Origin of the sequence: Streptomyces eurocidicus, from assembly GCF_002891295.1 — a bacterium.
In the GTDB taxonomy this organism is placed as follows: domain Bacteria; phylum Actinomycetota; class Actinomycetes; order Streptomycetales; family Streptomycetaceae; genus Streptomyces; species Streptomyces eurocidicus.
This window is the reverse complement of the sequence record NZ_LGUI01000006.1, coordinates 498,651-512,519: the sequence shown is the minus strand read 5'-3', so window position 1 is coordinate 512,519 and position 13,869 is coordinate 498,651. Positions and strand designations below refer to the sequence as shown.

The 13,869-nt window shown below is 71.1% G+C and carries 17 protein-coding genes; 8 read left to right on the top strand and 9 right to left on the bottom strand.

All coding sequences use genetic code 11. The annotated features are described in order from the left end of the window. Positions 1-3 precede the first annotated feature (3 nt). Positions 4-1,938: a helix-turn-helix domain-containing protein gene (locus AF335_RS21500; protein WP_102920050.1), complete on the top strand. Its 1,935-nt coding sequence runs from the start codon at positions 4-6 to the stop codon at positions 1,936-1,938. Here the strand turns inward: AF335_RS21500 and AF335_RS21495 are convergent. Further along, a complete protein-coding gene (locus tag AF335_RS21495; RefSeq protein ID WP_102920049.1) occupies positions 1,918-3,309 on the bottom strand; it encodes an MFS transporter in 1,392 nt (463 codons plus the stop codon). The two genes, AF335_RS21500 and AF335_RS21495, sit on opposite strands and share 21 nt — an antisense overlap. 389 nt (positions 3,310-3,698) lie before the next feature. Here AF335_RS21495 and AF335_RS21490 point away from each other — a divergent pair, with 389 nt between their 5' ends. After that, positions 3,699-3,914 carry a hypothetical protein gene (locus AF335_RS21490; protein WP_102920048.1) on the top strand — a complete coding sequence of 72 codons (216 nt, stop codon included), beginning with the start codon at positions 3,699-3,701 and terminating at the stop codon, positions 3,912-3,914. Between the two features lie 213 nt (positions 3,915-4,127). Here the strand turns inward: AF335_RS21490 and AF335_RS36690 are convergent, their stop codons facing one another. Together AF335_RS36690 and AF335_RS34170 are read right to left on the bottom strand one after the other, a co-directional pair. Further along, the gene (locus tag AF335_RS36690) at positions 4,128-4,736 is read right to left on the bottom strand and encodes a zinc finger domain-containing protein (protein WP_425329125.1); all 609 of its coding nucleotides are present in this window, start codon (positions 4,734-4,736) and stop codon (positions 4,128-4,130) included. After that, entirely contained in the window at positions 4,672-5,049 is a 378-nt protein-coding gene (locus tag AF335_RS34170) for a hypothetical protein (protein WP_146045596.1), read from the bottom strand. Before AF335_RS34170 ends, AF335_RS36690 begins: the two co-directional genes overlap by 65 nt. Positions 5,050-5,098: 49 nt before the next feature. On the opposite strand from AF335_RS34170, the gene AF335_RS21485 reads away from it, so the two are divergent. Then, the gene (locus tag AF335_RS21485; protein WP_102920047.1) at positions 5,099-5,350 is read left to right on the top strand and encodes a hypothetical protein; all 252 of its coding nucleotides are present in this window, start codon (positions 5,099-5,101) and stop codon (positions 5,348-5,350) included. A 10-nt stretch (positions 5,351-5,360) separates the two neighbouring features. On the opposite strand, the gene AF335_RS21480 is transcribed toward AF335_RS21485, so the two are convergent. Both AF335_RS21480 and AF335_RS21475 read right to left on the bottom strand, forming a co-directional pair. Further along, entirely contained in the window at positions 5,361-5,726 is a 366-nt protein-coding gene (locus AF335_RS21480) for a hypothetical protein (protein ID WP_102920046.1), read from the bottom strand. A gap of 440 nt (positions 5,727-6,166) precedes the next feature. Further along, complete coding sequence (locus AF335_RS21475; RefSeq protein ID WP_102920045.1) at positions 6,167-6,958, bottom strand: NAD-dependent epimerase/dehydratase family protein; 792 nt, start codon at positions 6,956-6,958, stop codon at positions 6,167-6,169. Between the two features lie 2 nt (positions 6,959-6,960). Here AF335_RS21475 and AF335_RS21470 point away from each other — a divergent pair, with 2 nt between their 5' ends. After that, positions 6,961-7,182 carry a hypothetical protein gene (locus AF335_RS21470; RefSeq protein ID WP_228773174.1) on the top strand — a complete coding sequence of 74 codons (222 nt, stop codon included), beginning with the start codon at positions 6,961-6,963 and terminating at the stop codon, positions 7,180-7,182. Positions 7,183-7,472: 290 nt separating this feature from the next. On the opposite strand, the gene AF335_RS34770 is transcribed toward AF335_RS21470, so the two are convergent. Next, positions 7,473-7,691, bottom strand: a complete 219-nt coding sequence (locus AF335_RS34770; protein ID WP_170127751.1) for a hypothetical protein — start codon at positions 7,689-7,691, stop codon at positions 7,473-7,475. 468 nt (positions 7,692-8,159) lie between these two features. On the opposite strand from AF335_RS34770, the gene AF335_RS21460 reads away from it, so the two are divergent. The 3 genes from AF335_RS21460 (at position 8,160) to AF335_RS21445 (ending at position 9,941) form a co-directional block, all read left to right on the top strand. Then, positions 8,160-8,369 carry a hypothetical protein gene (locus AF335_RS21460; protein ID WP_102920044.1) on the top strand — a complete coding sequence of 70 codons (210 nt, stop codon included), beginning with the start codon at positions 8,160-8,162 and terminating at the stop codon, positions 8,367-8,369. Positions 8,370-8,397: 28 nt separating this feature from the next. Beyond that, on the top strand, positions 8,398-8,670 hold the full coding sequence (locus AF335_RS21455; RefSeq protein ID WP_102920043.1) for a hypothetical protein: 273 nt from the start codon (positions 8,398-8,400) through the stop codon (positions 8,668-8,670). Between the two features lie 341 nt (positions 8,671-9,011). Next, a complete protein-coding gene (locus AF335_RS21445; protein WP_228773173.1) occupies positions 9,012-9,941 on the top strand; it encodes a transposase in 930 nt (309 codons plus the stop codon). Here AF335_RS21445 and AF335_RS21440 read toward each other — a convergent pair. Beyond that, positions 9,910-10,836 (bottom strand): sensor histidine kinase, encoded by a 927-nt coding sequence (locus tag AF335_RS21440; RefSeq protein ID WP_170127771.1) that lies wholly within the window; start codon positions 10,834-10,836, stop codon positions 9,910-9,912. The two genes, AF335_RS21445 and AF335_RS21440, sit on opposite strands and share 32 nt — an antisense overlap. Before the next feature lie 171 nt (positions 10,837-11,007). On the opposite strand from AF335_RS21440, the gene AF335_RS21435 reads away from it, so the two are divergent. After that, on the top strand, positions 11,008-11,850 hold the full coding sequence (locus AF335_RS21435) for a COG4705 family protein (protein ID WP_102920041.1): 843 nt from the start codon (positions 11,008-11,010) through the stop codon (positions 11,848-11,850). On the opposite strand, the gene AF335_RS21430 is transcribed toward AF335_RS21435, so the two are convergent. Beyond that, the gene (locus tag AF335_RS21430; protein ID WP_102920040.1) at positions 11,831-13,201 is read right to left on the bottom strand and encodes a sensor histidine kinase; all 1,371 of its coding nucleotides are present in this window, start codon (positions 13,199-13,201) and stop codon (positions 11,831-11,833) included. The genes AF335_RS21435 and AF335_RS21430 overlap by 20 nt on opposite strands. Then, on the bottom strand, positions 13,198-13,860 hold the full coding sequence (locus AF335_RS21425; RefSeq protein ID WP_102920039.1) for a response regulator transcription factor: 663 nt from the start codon (positions 13,858-13,860) through the stop codon (positions 13,198-13,200). Before AF335_RS21425 ends, AF335_RS21430 begins: the two co-directional genes overlap by 4 nt. Between the last annotated feature and the right edge of the window lie 9 nt (positions 13,861-13,869).

Sequence of the window (13,869 nt, the reverse complement as noted above, 5' to 3'; positions counted from 1 at the left end):
CCCATGCCCACACCTCCGCCCGCCCCCGGCGGCCACCCCGACGGCGGCCCCTCCGCCGCCTACCTCGCGCTCCTCGCGCACGGCGCGCCCGCCGAGGCGTACGAGCGTCCCGTGCTGCGCGCCCGCGCCGAGGGCGCCTCGCCGGACCGCCTCGCCGAGGTGGAGCACGCCAAGCTCCTCGCCCTGCGCGTCCGGGCCGAACTGGAGGACCGCAGACGGCGCGAGGCGGAGCTGTCCGCCCTCTTCGCCACCGCGCACGACCTCGCGGGGCTGCGTGACCTGGACGCGGTCCTCCTCGCCATCGTGCGGCGCGCCCGCTCGCTGCTGGGCGCCGACGCCGCGTACCTCACCCTCAACGACCCGGTCGCGGGCGACACCTACATGCGCGTCACCGACGGCTCGGTCTCCGCCCGTTTCCAGCAGCTGCGGCTCGGCATGGGGGAGGGGCTGGGCGGGCTCGTGGCCCAGACGGCCCGCCCGTACGTCACCGAGAGCTACCTCGACGACCTCCGCTTCCAGCACACCGGGACCATCGACTCCGGAGTGCGGGACGAGGGGCTCGTCGCGATCCTCGGCGTCCCGCTGGAGCTCGGCAGCGGCGTCATCGGGGTCCTGTTCGCCGCCGACCGGCGGGCCAGGGTGTTCGACCGGCAGCAGATCGCCCTGCTCGCCTCCTTCGCGGCTCACGCCGCCGTCGCCCTCGACACGGCCAACCTCCTCGCCGAGACGCGCTCCGCCCTCGCCGAGCTGGAGACGGCCAACGCGACCGTCCGCGACCGCAGCGCCACGATCGAACGCGCCGCCGGCATCCACGACAGGCTCACCGAACTCGTCCTGCGGGGCGGGGGCGTCCACGACGTGGCCCGGGCGGTCACCGAGGTCCTCGCCGGGCACGTCGAGTTCCTGGAGACCGAGGACTGCCCGGCCCCGGCCGTGGAACGCTCCCGCGCGGACGGCCGCGCCGTCCGCCACGGCGACGGCTGGATCGCCGCCGTGTCCGCGGGCGACGAACTCCTCGGAGCCCTCCGGCTGCACGGCCAGCCCGGACTCGACCCGGTGGACCGGCGCACCCTCGAACGGGCCGCCATGGTCACCTCGCTGCTGCGGCTCGCCTTCCGCTCGGCGGACGAGGCCGAGCAGCGCGTCCGCGGCGAACTCCTGGACGACCTGATCGACTCCCCCGACCGCGACCCCCGCCTCCTGCGGCAACGCGCCGCCCGCCTGCGCGCCGCGCTCGACACCCCGCACCTCGTCCTCGCCGCCCGCACCGCGGACGAGCACGCCGGCGCCCCGGCCGGCCGCCGGCGCCTGTGGTCCGCCGCCTCCCACCTGGCCGCCACCCGGCACGGCCTGGCCGCGGCGCGCGACGGCGGCACCGTACTGCTGCTGCCCCACGGCCCGTACGACGACGCGACCCGCACGGCACGCCACCTCGCGCAGCGCCTCGGCGCGGCCGTCCACGCCCCCGTCACGGTCGGCGCCGCCGGGCCCGTACCCGCGCCCGACAGCCACCCCGGAGCCGTCGCCGCCGCCTACGCCGAGGCCCGCCGCTGCCTCGACGCCCTGCACCTCCTCGGGCGCGGCGGCGACGGCGCGGCAGCCGACGACTTCGGCTTCCTGGGGCTGCTCCTCACCGGCGGCGCGCACGGTCACGACGGCGCGCGCGTGGGGGAGTTCATCAACCGGACGATAGGCCCGGTCGTCGCCTACGACACCCGGCGCGGCACCGCGCTCGTCCGTACCCTCGACGCCTACTTCGCCGGCGGGATGAGCCCCGCGCGCACCAAGGACGCCCTGCACGTGCACGTCAACACGGTCGCGCAGCGGCTGGACCGGGTGGGCCGCCTGCTGGGCCCGGACTGGCAGACGCCCGCCCGGGCCCTGGAGATCCAGCTGGCGCTACGGCTGCACGGCCTGTCAGCGGCGCTCGGTGACTGACGGCCCGCCGCCGGTACGCGCGGCCGCCCGGTCGGCGGCGCCGTCGGCCGGCTCGCCGAGGTCCCGGTGCCGCGTCTCCCGGGCACAGGCCACGGCGACCAGCGTCAGCACCACGGCGGCCATGACGTACAGGGCGACCGGTGTGCCGCTGCCGTACTCGGCCAGCAGCGCCGTGGCGATCAGCGGGGCCGGGGCGCCGGCGGCCACGGACGCGAACTGCGCCCCGATCGAAGCCCCCGAGTAACGCATCCGGGTGGCGAACATCTCGGAGAAGAACGCGGCCTGTGGTGCGTACATGGCCCCATGGCAGACCAGACCGACCGTCACCGCCACGACCAGCGCCCGGAAGCTCCCGGTGTCCACGAGCGCGAAGAACGGGAACGCCCAGATCCCGACCCCGGCGGCGCCCAGCAGATAGACGGGGCGGCGGCCGACCCGGTCCGACAGCGCGCCCCACGCCGGGATGACGGCGAAGTGCACGGCGGAGCCGATCAGCACGGCGTTGAGCGCGGTCTGCTTGGGGAGGTGCGTCCGTTCGGTCGCGTAGACGAGGATGAAGGCGGTGATCACGTAGTAGCTGATGTTCTCGGCCATCCGGGCGCCCATGGCGACGAGCACGTCGCGCCAGTGGTCACGCAGCACGGCGACGAGCGGTGGCCGCTCGGCGACGCCCTCCTCTTCCTCGCGCGCCTCGGCCCGGGCGAGCGCGGCCTTGAACACGGGTGACTCGTCCACGGACATCCGTATCCACAGCCCCACCATCACCAGCACCCCGGACAACAGGAACGGCACCCGCCACCCCCACGCCTCGAAGGCCCCGTCCGGCAGCGTCCCCGTCAGCACGGACAGCACCCCGGTGGCGAGCAACTGCCCGGCGGGCGCCCCGGTCTGCGGCCATGCGGCCCAGAACCCCCGCCGCCGCGCGTCCCCGTGCTCGGCCACCAGCAACACGGCCCCGCCCCACTCACCCCCGAGCGCGAACCCCTGCACGAGCCGGAGCGCGGTCAGCAGCACGGGCGCCCACATCCCCACGGTGGCGTGGGTGGGCAACATCCCGATGCCACACGTGGCACCTCCCATCATCAGCAGGCTCACCACCAGCAGCTTCTTCCGCCCGAGCCGGTCCCCGAAGTGCCCGAACACCAACGCCCCGACGGGCCGCGCGACAAAACCGACGGCATAGGTCAGGAACGACAGCAAGGTGCCGACGAGCGGATCGGAGCCGGGAAAGAAGAGCTTGTTGAAGACGAGGGCGGCGGCGGAGCCGTAGAGGAAGAAGTCGTACCACTCGATGGTGGTGCCGATGAGGCTCGCGACGACGATTCTGGGGAGGGAGTTGGGAGTTGGAGTGTGTGGGGAGGGGGTGGTCATGTCGTCACTTCCGGGTGGGCGAGGGGCGCGTCATTGCGTCGCCACACCGTAGGAAGGCGCAGGTCGGGGGCCTATGTGGTGAGGAACCACACTTCGGGGGCGGGGTGTGAGGGAAGTGCCCATGAGGGGGTGCTGCGGGTCCTGCGGATCGCTCAACTCGATTTTGGAATTCGGTTCGGAGTAATGTCGCGATTGAGGTGATCTGGCGCTCGGGTGCTGACTCCGGTGCTGACTAAAATCCCACGTCAGCACCCCTGGTCACCCCTCCCGTGCTGACTTGGTGCTGACTACGGAGCGTTGAACTCCGGCATTCGGGTGCGGATCGGGCTGCTGCACGAGTCTGGTGATCGCTCGCCACGGTTGCGTTTGGAGGTCGTCGCACGACGAACGTGTGGGAGGCGAGGTCGCTCTTCCTGCAGTTCACGATCAGGCGCGACAAGCTCGACGAGCGGCTCTTCGGCGTCGGCACCAGGACCTCCGTGCTGAAGGAGGGCGAGGTCGCCATCGGCGAGAACGAGGTCTACGAGGTCGTCTGGGACTTGGGCACGGGCCGTATGGGCGGCCGTCACCGCGTGGTGTGCGTGGGCAAGAAGCAGAACCCGTAGCCGCAGCCGCTCCAGTATCGGACCGGTGACCTCGGGAACGTACCTGTCCTGGTCGTTGGCCCCATGCTCGGTACCACATGGCACAGGTAGGCGGAAGCGTCTTCTGGCGGCGCCGGTGCTCGCGGATGGCGTGCATGTCCTTGACGCGGACGTTCCGCTTAGGTGTTTCACTGTCGCCCTTCGGCCTGCCCATGACCATTGAATGCCCTCGGACTACCTGGCGCCCGTCCCAAGGATCTCCTCGCGCAGGGTCTCCTCTGGCCGGTGACGGTGATGCCGTCGATACGGTTCCACGTCTCGGTGAACGCCTCCGGCAGCTCCACTAGGGGCTCGGGGAAGGCGACCCACACGGGGGAGTCGACACCGGACAGACCGGGGGCGTGCTTGGCCAGGTAGGGCGGGCAAGAGGCGGTCCGGCTTGCCGTTCACGCCATGGATCACCTTCACCGGCCTGTCGGCGGGGGCGGGAATCTCCAGTTCCTCGCGGAGCGCGGGGACGAGGGCGGAGCGCGGGGTGTGGTACTTCGCGGCGGTCTTCCCGCCCCGGGTGCGGCAGGTTCTTCCGGCGGGCGCGTCACAGTTCGGGCGGTTGTGATGTTCTATCGCCAATGCTGCCTGATCGGGTGTGAGATCCGCGTTTCGCACGATGTGCGTCTTTATTCGCAGAGGCGGTGAAGGGTGGGTGTCGTGACGATCGTGCCGGGAATGCTCGGCGGGGCCTCCGGGCGATCGGCACCGCTGCGCTCGCGTCGACTCGTCAAATCGGTTCGCGGGCCAGTCGTCTGAGCGCAACGATCTGGCTGCCCGCGAAAGCAGCGACATCAATCGCGACCGCCACAAGGGTGAGCAGGACGAGTACGCTTGCTGCAACAACAGACACTGCCGCCAGCACACATGCCGCGAGTGCGTTCGCTGCAAGTACGAGGCGCAGACTCCCTGTCAGAGGGCGAAGGCTGAGCCACCACACGACGCCGGCCCACAGCACGACAGCCCCACCGATACTGACGACGACGAGTGCCGGCAACTGGACCGTAGTCGCCGTCAGGGGCGCAGTCGAAGCGATCAGCAGCCCGACGAGCAGGCAATAGAGTGCATCAACGCGGAGGCTCAACAGACCGAGCCGGCTCCCAGACATGCACAGAGGCTAACTCTCGCCCAAGGTGGTCGTACAGCCCCCGAGATCTTTGTCTGCGAACACGTCGTTCACTGGGCAGCGCGATCAGATCGCGGTCGACATCATCCAGGAAGAAGAACCGCTCCAGCTCGGGCCGGGCTCCCCACGGCGACGGTACTGCGCGCGGCCGTGCCTGTGCCGGGACCGGGCGTACCGCGACCGGCGCCCGGCGAAGGCCGCGATGCCCGAGCGTCTGGCGCTCGCCCGCGCCGGCCAACGCCTCGACCAGGCCGTCCTGCCCGCCGGATCCGCTGAAGGGTAGAGCAGGCAGTTCAAGGCTTGAACGAGGCGAAGGGATGGGTCCTGTCATTCCAGGAGGCTCCTGCGGCAAGCTGCCCCGTGGCGGTGCCTGAGCAGTCGGAGTTTGGCCAGAGTTTGACCGTGCGGTTGGTGTGGTTGGTTCCGCCGACGGCGCCGGGGGACATGTCGTAGCAGCGGCCGATCTCGGGGTTGAGCTCGACGTTCCGCGCGCCGTTGATGTCGGTCCAGTCGAAGGAGCAGGTCCCGCCGCCGGGTGGCGGGCACGCCGGCGCCAGAGCGCGGGCCTCCGCCGGAGGTCCCGTCAGAGTGGCGCTGACGGCCGCCAGGGCCGTGGCGCAGGCGAGCGCAAAGCGCAGAGTGGTCGTCTTATGCGACATAGGTCCCCTCAGGTTCGCACGCACACAGGTTCGGTTGCCCGGCTGTCCGAGATTCCCGGATATCACTCTCATAGTCACGGTATTAGTGTGAAGCCGTCTATCACTCACAAGGGCGACATGCGGACCCGGGCGCTTCGTAACGGCTGAAGTCTGAACACTTCCACCCGCCGACGGTCGGGCCGAGGGGTGCCGTTACCGGTCTACAGACGGTGCGCAGCCTCGCGGCGGTCGTACGGGACCGTGGTCCGCCGCAAGGCTCTGAGACGCCCCTGGCCGGATGCTCAGCGGCGGATGCGGATGGTGATCTGAATGCCTCCGACGGCTGCTGATTCCAGGCCCCGACCTCTCCGGTCGGGGCCGCTACCTCGCCGGCCGTTCGTGGCACCAGCGCGCCACATGGGCCTTGGCCTAAGCGGGAGCTCGGAAGCGGCTCGGGCGAATCAAGAGGTCACCACACGGCGGGCTCGCACCACGAAGATCAACGAGCGAGCAGAGCAGTAGGTGGTGGCAGCCGCGAGAACGCCGGACGCTGCCGATCTACACAGAGGCATCGAGGGCCGGGCAGCTACTAGGCATCCGCCCGGCGCCCACGCGACCGCCACCACCACGAGTGGTGAGGATCGCCCGCACGGTCTAACCAGAGGCTTCGCGATGATTTCATCCGTGGTGAGGATGGTGTCGCGCTTTTCGTACCAGCGCAGGGAGTCGCGGATGCCGTCGGCGATGGTGAGCTGCGGCTCCCAGCCCAGCAGGTTCTTGGCCCGGGTGCCGCGGCTGTAGGCGCCGACCGCGTCCCCGGGGCGCCGCGGAGTCTCCACGACCGGCAGGGGCGTCCCCGTGGCCTCAGAGAAGGTGTCCACGAGTTCGCGGACGGCCGTCGCCTTCCTACCGCCCAGGATGATGACCTGGTGATTGTCGGTGCCGTCGGCGGGCAGGACGGTCTCGAAGCGGCGCAGGGCGCGGACGTGGGCGAGGGCGAGGTCCCAGACGTGGACGTAGTCGCGGACACAGGTGCCGTCGGGGGTCGGCCAGTCGGTGCCGGTGATGGTGAACGCCTGGCCGCTGTGGTGAGCGTCGATCATCCGCCCGACCGCGTGCGTGGGCTGGAGGACCTGCAGACCGGTCCGCAGCTGGGGGTCCGCCCCGAGGGGGTTGAAGTAGCGCAGCGACAGCGCCCGCGGGCCACCGGCGTCCCCTCCCTGCGCACGTGGAGCGACCGGCCGGTGCGGCATCCGTGCTCGCTTTCGCCGCGCTCCAAGTGGTGGAGGCGGCGCTGCCGGAGTACCGCAGCAGCGCGCTGGGCCGGCTGGGCCGGACCGAGGAAGCCGAAGCGGAGGCTCGCCGGGCGTACAAGACCGAGCAGGGACGGCGCTGGTTCCAGCACAACCCGCACGGCGCGGACGTCGTCGCCGCCGCGACGAAGGCCGCCGACACGGCGAGGGAGCGCACCGCGTAGTACCTGCTGGCGGCGCGGCTGGAGCAGCTGCGCGAGCAGGCCGCCGCCCGCACCGAGCAGGCCAAGGCCCCGACTATCACGACATTCACCAGGGCCTCACGGGGTAGCGGTCCCGGCCGGCCGGCTCACAAGCCCGGGGCCACAAGTCCCCATTCTCGAGGTACCTATTCGACCTTTCGCGTGATCGACCGCATACGTCACAGTCAAGATCACTCTGGCGCACAAGCTCCCCTGCTGACCGCGCCAGGGCCTTTGGCAAGCCACCTGCGAAGGGTCTTCATGAACCACCGTCAGCGCATAGCCGACACCATCGTCGCCACCATCAGCGCGGCCGCACTCGCCCTCGGGGCCGCCCCCGCCGCCTTCGCCAGCGACACCCCCTCCCCAGCCGAGCGGACCGCGGCCGTGATCGAGAAGGCCACCGGCACCACCGACATCGCCACCGCCCCCACCCCGGGCACCACGATCCCCCAGCGCTCCACCGGGAACGCACAGGCCGGCACCGCCATGGGCGACACCGTATCCATCACACTCCCCGGCACCCAGAACGTCACCGGCACCAAGGCCGGCAAGAACACCACCGTCTACCTCGGCGCGGCCAAGGCCACCGACCTCGCCGTCCAGCCCACCACCGACGGCGGCATCCGCACCCTTGCCGTCCTCAAGGACGCCACCGCCCCCCCCGCGAACAGCGCTACGCCATCGGCCTGCCCGACGGCGCCCGCCTGGTCAAACTGGACAACGGCGCGGTCACCGCCATCGCCGAGAACGGCACGCTCCTCGGCGGTTTCGACACCCCCTGGGCCAAGGACGCCCACGGCAACCCCGTACCCACCAACTACCGGCTGGAGGGCAGCACCCTCATCCAATCGGTACGAACCGCGGACTCCACGGCATTCCCTGTCGTCGCCGACCCCAAGTGGTGGGACAAGACCAAAGAGATCGCGGGCGGCGTCGTCAACGACACCTGGAGTTCCATGAAGTGCGGTGGCGCGCTGGGCGCGGCGGCCATTCCCGGATCGGCCGCCTACAAGGCGATCAAGAACGCAGGCGGCGTCGCAAAGGTCGTGTCCACACTCGCCGGAGTGGACTCGGTGAAGGGCGCACTGGCCGCGCTGGGGTCCGGTGGCACCACGCTGTTCGGGATCAAGTCCGTCAAGAAGGCATGCTTCGACGATCTGAAGTAAGCATCCTGCCGACCGCGGAGACACTGTTGTGAACACCCCGGGCTCCGGCCACCGCAGCGACCGGACACCGCCCTTGCAGGGTGCGGCGATGCTCGCCCTCGGTTACGTCGTCTTCTACGCCCCCCTCGCCTACGCCATCAGCCATCCCATCCGCTTCCACTGGCTGGTGTGGCCCGCGCTCACGGTGGCATGCGTGACGTTCGCCGCATGTCACATGGGCTTCGGCGACCGGCCTTGGTTTGTACGGACGATGACCCTGCTCATCGCCGCGGTCGCGGTCACGGGCGCGATCATGACCTGACACCACGCTGGACCACACGCAGAGCAAGGCAGGCCGTGCCGGGCTCCTCACGGAACCGGCACGGCCTTCTCCGTCCACTCGCCTGGCCGACCTGAGCTCCACCAGTTTGAGCGCCGTCGGTAGCCGGGCGGCTGAAGGGGGCGGTGGTCCTGTGGCCGACGCCGGAGGGCCGGGCGCGCCGTCCAGGCGTACCGGGACTCACGCCGCGCGGAGCAGGCCCGCCATCAGGAGTGGGAGGGCACCTGGCAGGCCCCGCGCAGCGAGTCCGTCCGCCGCCCGGTCGCCGAAGCCTTCGCCTTCCGTCCGCCGCAGCCGTACGAGGACGGTCGTACCGTCCGGTTATGGACGACAGCGGCCTGGATGCGGGCCCGCGCTGCCTGTGGTGCGGTGAGCCGCTCGGTGAGGGCTCCCCACGGCACCCCTACTGCGCGCGGCCGTGCCTGTGCCGGGACCGGGCGTACCGCGACCGGCGCCCGGCGAAGGCCGCGATGCCCGGGCGTCTGGCGCTCGCCCGCGCGAACGCGGCGCGAGCCGTCTTGAGTGGGCGGGTCCGCGCCCGGGCGAAAGCGGGCGACGGGCCGGTGCAGATCGCGAGAATGCACAAACTCACGAAGGCGTCGGCCCTCAAAGCCCGCACCCAGGCTATCAACCAGCTCAAGTCCGTCCTCGTCACTGCTGACCCTGCCTTGCGGGAAGAGCTCGCCGGACTGGGCAATGCCGAACTCTTCCGTACCTGTGCGCGATTCGCCGATATGAGCGGTCACGAGGAGGGCGGCGAGGAGCCGGTGCTGCGGGCGACTCGGATCACGCTGGGTCTGCTGGCCCAGCGGATCGGCCGGCTCTCCGAGCAGATCCGGAATGTGGACGCTCGTCTGACCCGGCTCGTGGAATGTCATGCCCCGCAGCTGCTCGACGTGGTGGGCATCGGTCCGGACACGGCCGTCGCCTTGCTGATCACGGTGGGGGACAATCCGGAACGACTGGACAGTGAGGCGTCCTTCGCCGCGCTGTGCGGGGTCAGCCCTGTCGAGCGTTCCTCGGGACGCCGGCAGTTCCGTCGCCTCAACCGTGGTGGCGACCGGCAGGCGAATGCCGTGCTCCACCGCATCGTGTTCACCCGTCTGCGGGTCGACCCGCGCACCCGGGACTACTACGAGCGCCGGATCAAGGAAGGCAAGACCCGTCGCGAAATCGTCCGCTGCCTCAAGCGCTATGCGGCCCGGGAGGTCTTCCACCTGGTCAGACAGCTACAGCCAGGACCCCGCTCATAGGGGCTGTGATACCGCGTGAGAGGCGAGGAACCCCTGTCGGCTTGCTCCGGCGGGGGTTTCTGCGTTCAAACGTTCTCTTTACAGGCCCCCCGGATCCGAGTTCGGCGCGGACAGTGAGACCGCCCTCGGGGTTGGGGTGGACGTGGCCGCCGGGGTGGTTGTGGCGGACGGCGTTGGCGAGGAGGTTGAGGGCGAGTTGGGCGAGGAGGGCGGGGTCGCCGGTGACGGGCGCCGGGTTCAGTTGGGTGCGTACGTGGATGTCGCGTTCGGTGATCTCCGTGCGCAGGTCGGCGAGGGCCGTGCGGGCGGTGTCGGCGAGGTCGGTGGGGCGGGCGGTGGCCAGGCCGCTTTCGCCGCGGGCCAGGGTGAGGAGGGCGGCGAGGAGGTTCTCGCTGCGGGTGGTGGCGTCGAGCGCGGTGCGCAGGGCGGGTTCCAGGTCGGCGGGGACGCGGCCCTGGGAGAGGGGGATCTCCAGGGCGGTGCGCTGGATGGTGAGGGGGGTGCGCAGTTCGTGGGATGCCTGAGCGGTGAAGCGACGCTGGGCGGTGAAGCTCTGTTCCAGGCGTTCGAGCATGGCGTCGACGGTGTCGCCGAGTCGGCCCACCTCGTCGTGGGGGCCGGTCAGGGCGAGCCGTTCGCCGAGGTGGTTGCCGTTGTTGATGCGGGCGGTGGCCTCGGCGACGTGGCCGAGGCGGCGCAGGGAGCGGCGGCTGAACCACCAGGCGAGCAGGGCGGCCAGGGCGGTGAAGGCGGCCAGCAGGATGAGGGAGTGGGTGAACAGGTCGGTCAGGACGGAGCGTTTGAAGTCGTCGAAACTGTGGGCGGCAGTGGCCTCGGAGCGGACGGTGCCCGGCGGCGGGTGGGCGGAGCCGGTCGGTGCGGGGGAGGGGATCACCGGTGCCGAGGCCGGGTGGGGGGACGATGACGGGGCGGGGCGGATGCGGGATGGTGGCGGAGATCCGTCATGGCGCATGGCCGTCATGTCCCTGTGCTCCGAGGCCGGTGCGTGGGCAGAACCGCGCTGTGGTCAGGATGCGTTCAGGTTGGAGGTGGCACGGTCGGGCCCATGACCCGTGAGATCTCCGAAACCGCCGGGGCACCGGCGACGCGCGTTGTCGCCGCTACGGCCACCGAACCCGGCCTCCGATGGAACAAGGTCCCCGAAGTCACCGTGTACTTCTGGGCGATCAAGGTGTTGTGCACGACGGTCGGCGAGACCGCGGCCGACCTGCTGAACGGCAGGCTCGGCCTGGGCCTGTCCGGCGTGTCGCTGCTGATGGGCGCGCTGCTGGTGGCCGCGCTCGTGGCGCAGGTCCGTGCCCCGGCCTACCGGCCCGCTCTGTACTGGCTCGTCGTTGCCCTCGTCAGCGTCGTCGGCACGCTGATCACCGACAACCTGACCGACAATATGAGCGTGCCGCTCCAGGTCAGTACCGCGGCGTTCGCCACCGCGCTGGTGGGAGTGTTCGCCGTCTGGTACCGCAGCGAGCGGACCCTGTCCATCCATCACGTGGACTCCGTGCGCCGGGAGGCCTTCTACTGGCTGGCGGTCCTGTGCACCTTCGCCCTCGGCACCGCCGCCGGTGATCTGGTCGCCGAGCGCATGGCCCTGGGCTACTGGCTCTCCGCATGCCTGTTCGCCCTGGCCATCGCCGCCGTCGCGGTGGCGCGCCTCACCCGGGGCCTGGACGCCGTATGGAGCTTCTGGATCGTGTACGTCCTGACCCGGCCGCTCGGCGCCTCGGTCGGCGACTACCTCTCCCAGCCGGTCGCCGACGGAGGACTGGGGCTGGGTACGGTCGGAACCAGTGGGCTGTTCCTTGCCGTGATCACAGGGCTGGTGGTGTTCTTGACGGTGACGCGGCGGGATGTGACCGAGCCGGACCGCCTCACGCCGTCGGCAGGCTGACCACGAAGGCCGCGCCCGGCGTGCGCCGGGCCGCATGGCATACGTCACCTCCGGCGGAGCGGGCCAGGCGCCGTGCGAGCGGCAGGCCGAGGCCCGCTCCGCCGTGCCCGTCGCGGGGAGCCGCGCGCCGGCCCGGTTGGAACAGGTGCGCGGCGAAGGAGTCCGGAACGCCCGGGCCGTCGTCGGCGACCTCCACGAGTACGCCGCCGGGGTGGTGCGCGGCGCTGATGAGGACGCGGGAGCGCGCGTAGCGCAGCGCGTTGTCGAGCAGGGGACTGACGATCCGTTCGAGGAGAGCCATGGGCACTCCCACCGTCAGTCCCTCGGGGCAGGCGACGGTCACCTCGGTCCTTCCGTCCTGGTGGAGCCTGTCCACGAGGCCCCGCAGGACGGGCAGGACACCGGCGGTGCCGGGGACGGTCCGGGCGCTGTCGCGCGCATCGTGGAGGAGGGTGTCGCAGATCGTCCGCATGCACTGGGCCGCGTCCGCGAGCCTGGCGTGCGTGGCGCGGGTTTCGGCCGCCGAACGGGGGCGGGTCTGCCACCAGTCCAGCTCGGCGGTGATGCGCGCGAGAGGGGTGCGCAGCTCATGGGACAGTTCCTGGGTGAGCTGCTGTTCATGCCGGAGCACCGCGCGGATGCGGTCCAGCAGCCCGTCCAGGGAAGCACCCAGCCGCGAGAGTTCCAGGGGGCGGGCGGCGACGCCGAAGCGCTCGTCGGAAGCGACGGCACTCCACCGGGTGGCCTGGTCGGTCATGACGTACACCGGATGCAGGGCATGCCCCACCGCGAGACGGGTGAGGACATAGGCGCAGGCGAGGACGGCCGTTCCCAGGGCGAGAGAGGCGATCAGCATGGTGTCGGCCGAGGCGCGGTAGGGGGACAGGTCCAGGGCGGTGACGACGACGGCGCGCGGCACGGCTCCGGGAAGGACGTCTCCGACGGGCCGACCGCACAGGCGTACGGGGCCGTCGCCCTCGAAAGTGGCGCACCGCCCGCTCCCGTGCACGGCGAGCCGTGCCGCGGTTCCGGTGAGACCGCTGTCGTCCGGGGCAGAGGCAGGGTGTTCGAGCAGCCGCGTTCCGGCATAGATCCATACGTTGGTGTCGAGCAGCGCGTCGTCCGCTGTTTCCCGTACCCGCACCGGGCCGCTGCCAGTGTCCACGGTCGTGGCCACCGTGGCGGCACGGGTGCGCAGTTCGTCGTCGGCCTGCCTCGCGAGGTGGTCCCGGACGACGGCGTTGAACGCCAGGATGAGAGCCACCATCACCAAGGACGCCGTCGCGACCGCCACGAGCGAGAGACGGCCGCGCAAGCTGCGGGGCCAGGCGGCCCGGAGGAACGTCATCATGACAACCGGTGCCCGATTCCCCGGGTGGTACGGACCGTCAGATCGCTGCCTGCTTCCCGCAGTTTGCGCCGCAACCGGCTCAGGTACTGGTCCAAGGTGTTGTCGCTGACCTGCGCCCCTTCGGGCCAGCCGGCCCGGACCAGCGCACGTCTGGACACGACGTCCCCGCACGAGGCCATGAACGCGGCCAGCAGCCGGAACTCCGTCGGCGTGAGCGCGACCTCGCAGCCGCGCACGGTGAAGCCGTACCGCACCGGGTCCAGCACCAGGTCTCCCGTGGAGGCCGGCGCCGGCCGGCCCGCGCGCTTGAGCGCTGCCCGCAGCCGGGCCGCGAGCTCCGCGAGATGAAAGGGTTTGGGCAGGTAGTCGTCACCGCCGGCGGCGAATCCGCCGAGACGGTCCGCGAGCCGGTGGTGAGCGGTCAGGAAGACGACCGGTGAGAGGAACCCGTTGGCCCGCATCGCCTGGCACACGTCGCGTCCGTCCGCGTCGGGCAGGCCGACGTCCAGGACCACCGCGTCGATGGAGTCACCGGCCAGGCGCAGGGCGTCGGCGCCGTTCTGCGCGGGCACGGTCGCGAATCCCTCGTCGCGCAGACCGCGCAGCAGCACGTCCCGCAGGGCGTGGTCGTCTTCGACGACCAGGATGACGTGCCGCACGCTCTCTCC

What these genes read in the sequence shown, in the direction of transcription:
- AF335_RS21500 (WP_102920050.1), top strand. Translation starts at nt 4, where the DNA reads ATGCCCACACCTCCGCCCGCCCCCGGCGGCCACCCCGACGGCGGCCCC.
- AF335_RS21495 (WP_102920049.1), bottom strand. Translation starts at nt 3,309, where the DNA reads ATGACCACCCCCTCCCCACACACTCCAACTCCCAACTCCCTCCCCAGA.
- AF335_RS36690 (WP_425329125.1), bottom strand. Translation starts at nt 4,736, where the DNA reads ATGTCGCTGCTTTCGCGGGCAGCCAGATCGTTGCGCTCAGACGACTGG.
- AF335_RS34170 (WP_146045596.1), bottom strand. Translation starts at nt 5,049, where the DNA reads ATGTCTGGGAGCCGGCTCGGTCTGTTGAGCCTCCGCGTTGATGCACTC.
- AF335_RS21480 (WP_102920046.1), bottom strand. Translation starts at nt 5,726, where the DNA reads ATGTCGCATAAGACGACCACTCTGCGCTTTGCGCTCGCCTGCGCCACG.
- AF335_RS21475 (WP_102920045.1), bottom strand. Translation starts at nt 6,958, where the DNA reads ATGCCGCACCGGCCGGTCGCTCCACGTGCGCAGGGAGGGGACGCCGGT.
- AF335_RS34770 (WP_170127751.1), bottom strand. Translation starts at nt 7,691, where the DNA reads ATGGCGGTGCCGGCCTGTGCGTTCCCGGTGGAGCGCTGGGGGATCGTG.
- AF335_RS21460 (WP_102920044.1), top strand. Translation starts at nt 8,160, where the DNA reads ATGAAGTGCGGTGGCGCGCTGGGCGCGGCGGCCATTCCCGGATCGGCC.
- AF335_RS21445 (WP_228773173.1), top strand. Translation starts at nt 9,012, where the DNA reads ATGGACGACAGCGGCCTGGATGCGGGCCCGCGCTGCCTGTGGTGCGGT.
- AF335_RS21435 (WP_102920041.1), top strand. Translation starts at nt 11,008, where the DNA reads ATGACCCGTGAGATCTCCGAAACCGCCGGGGCACCGGCGACGCGCGTT.
- AF335_RS21430 (WP_102920040.1), bottom strand. Translation starts at nt 13,201, where the DNA reads ATGATGACGTTCCTCCGGGCCGCCTGGCCCCGCAGCTTGCGCGGCCGT.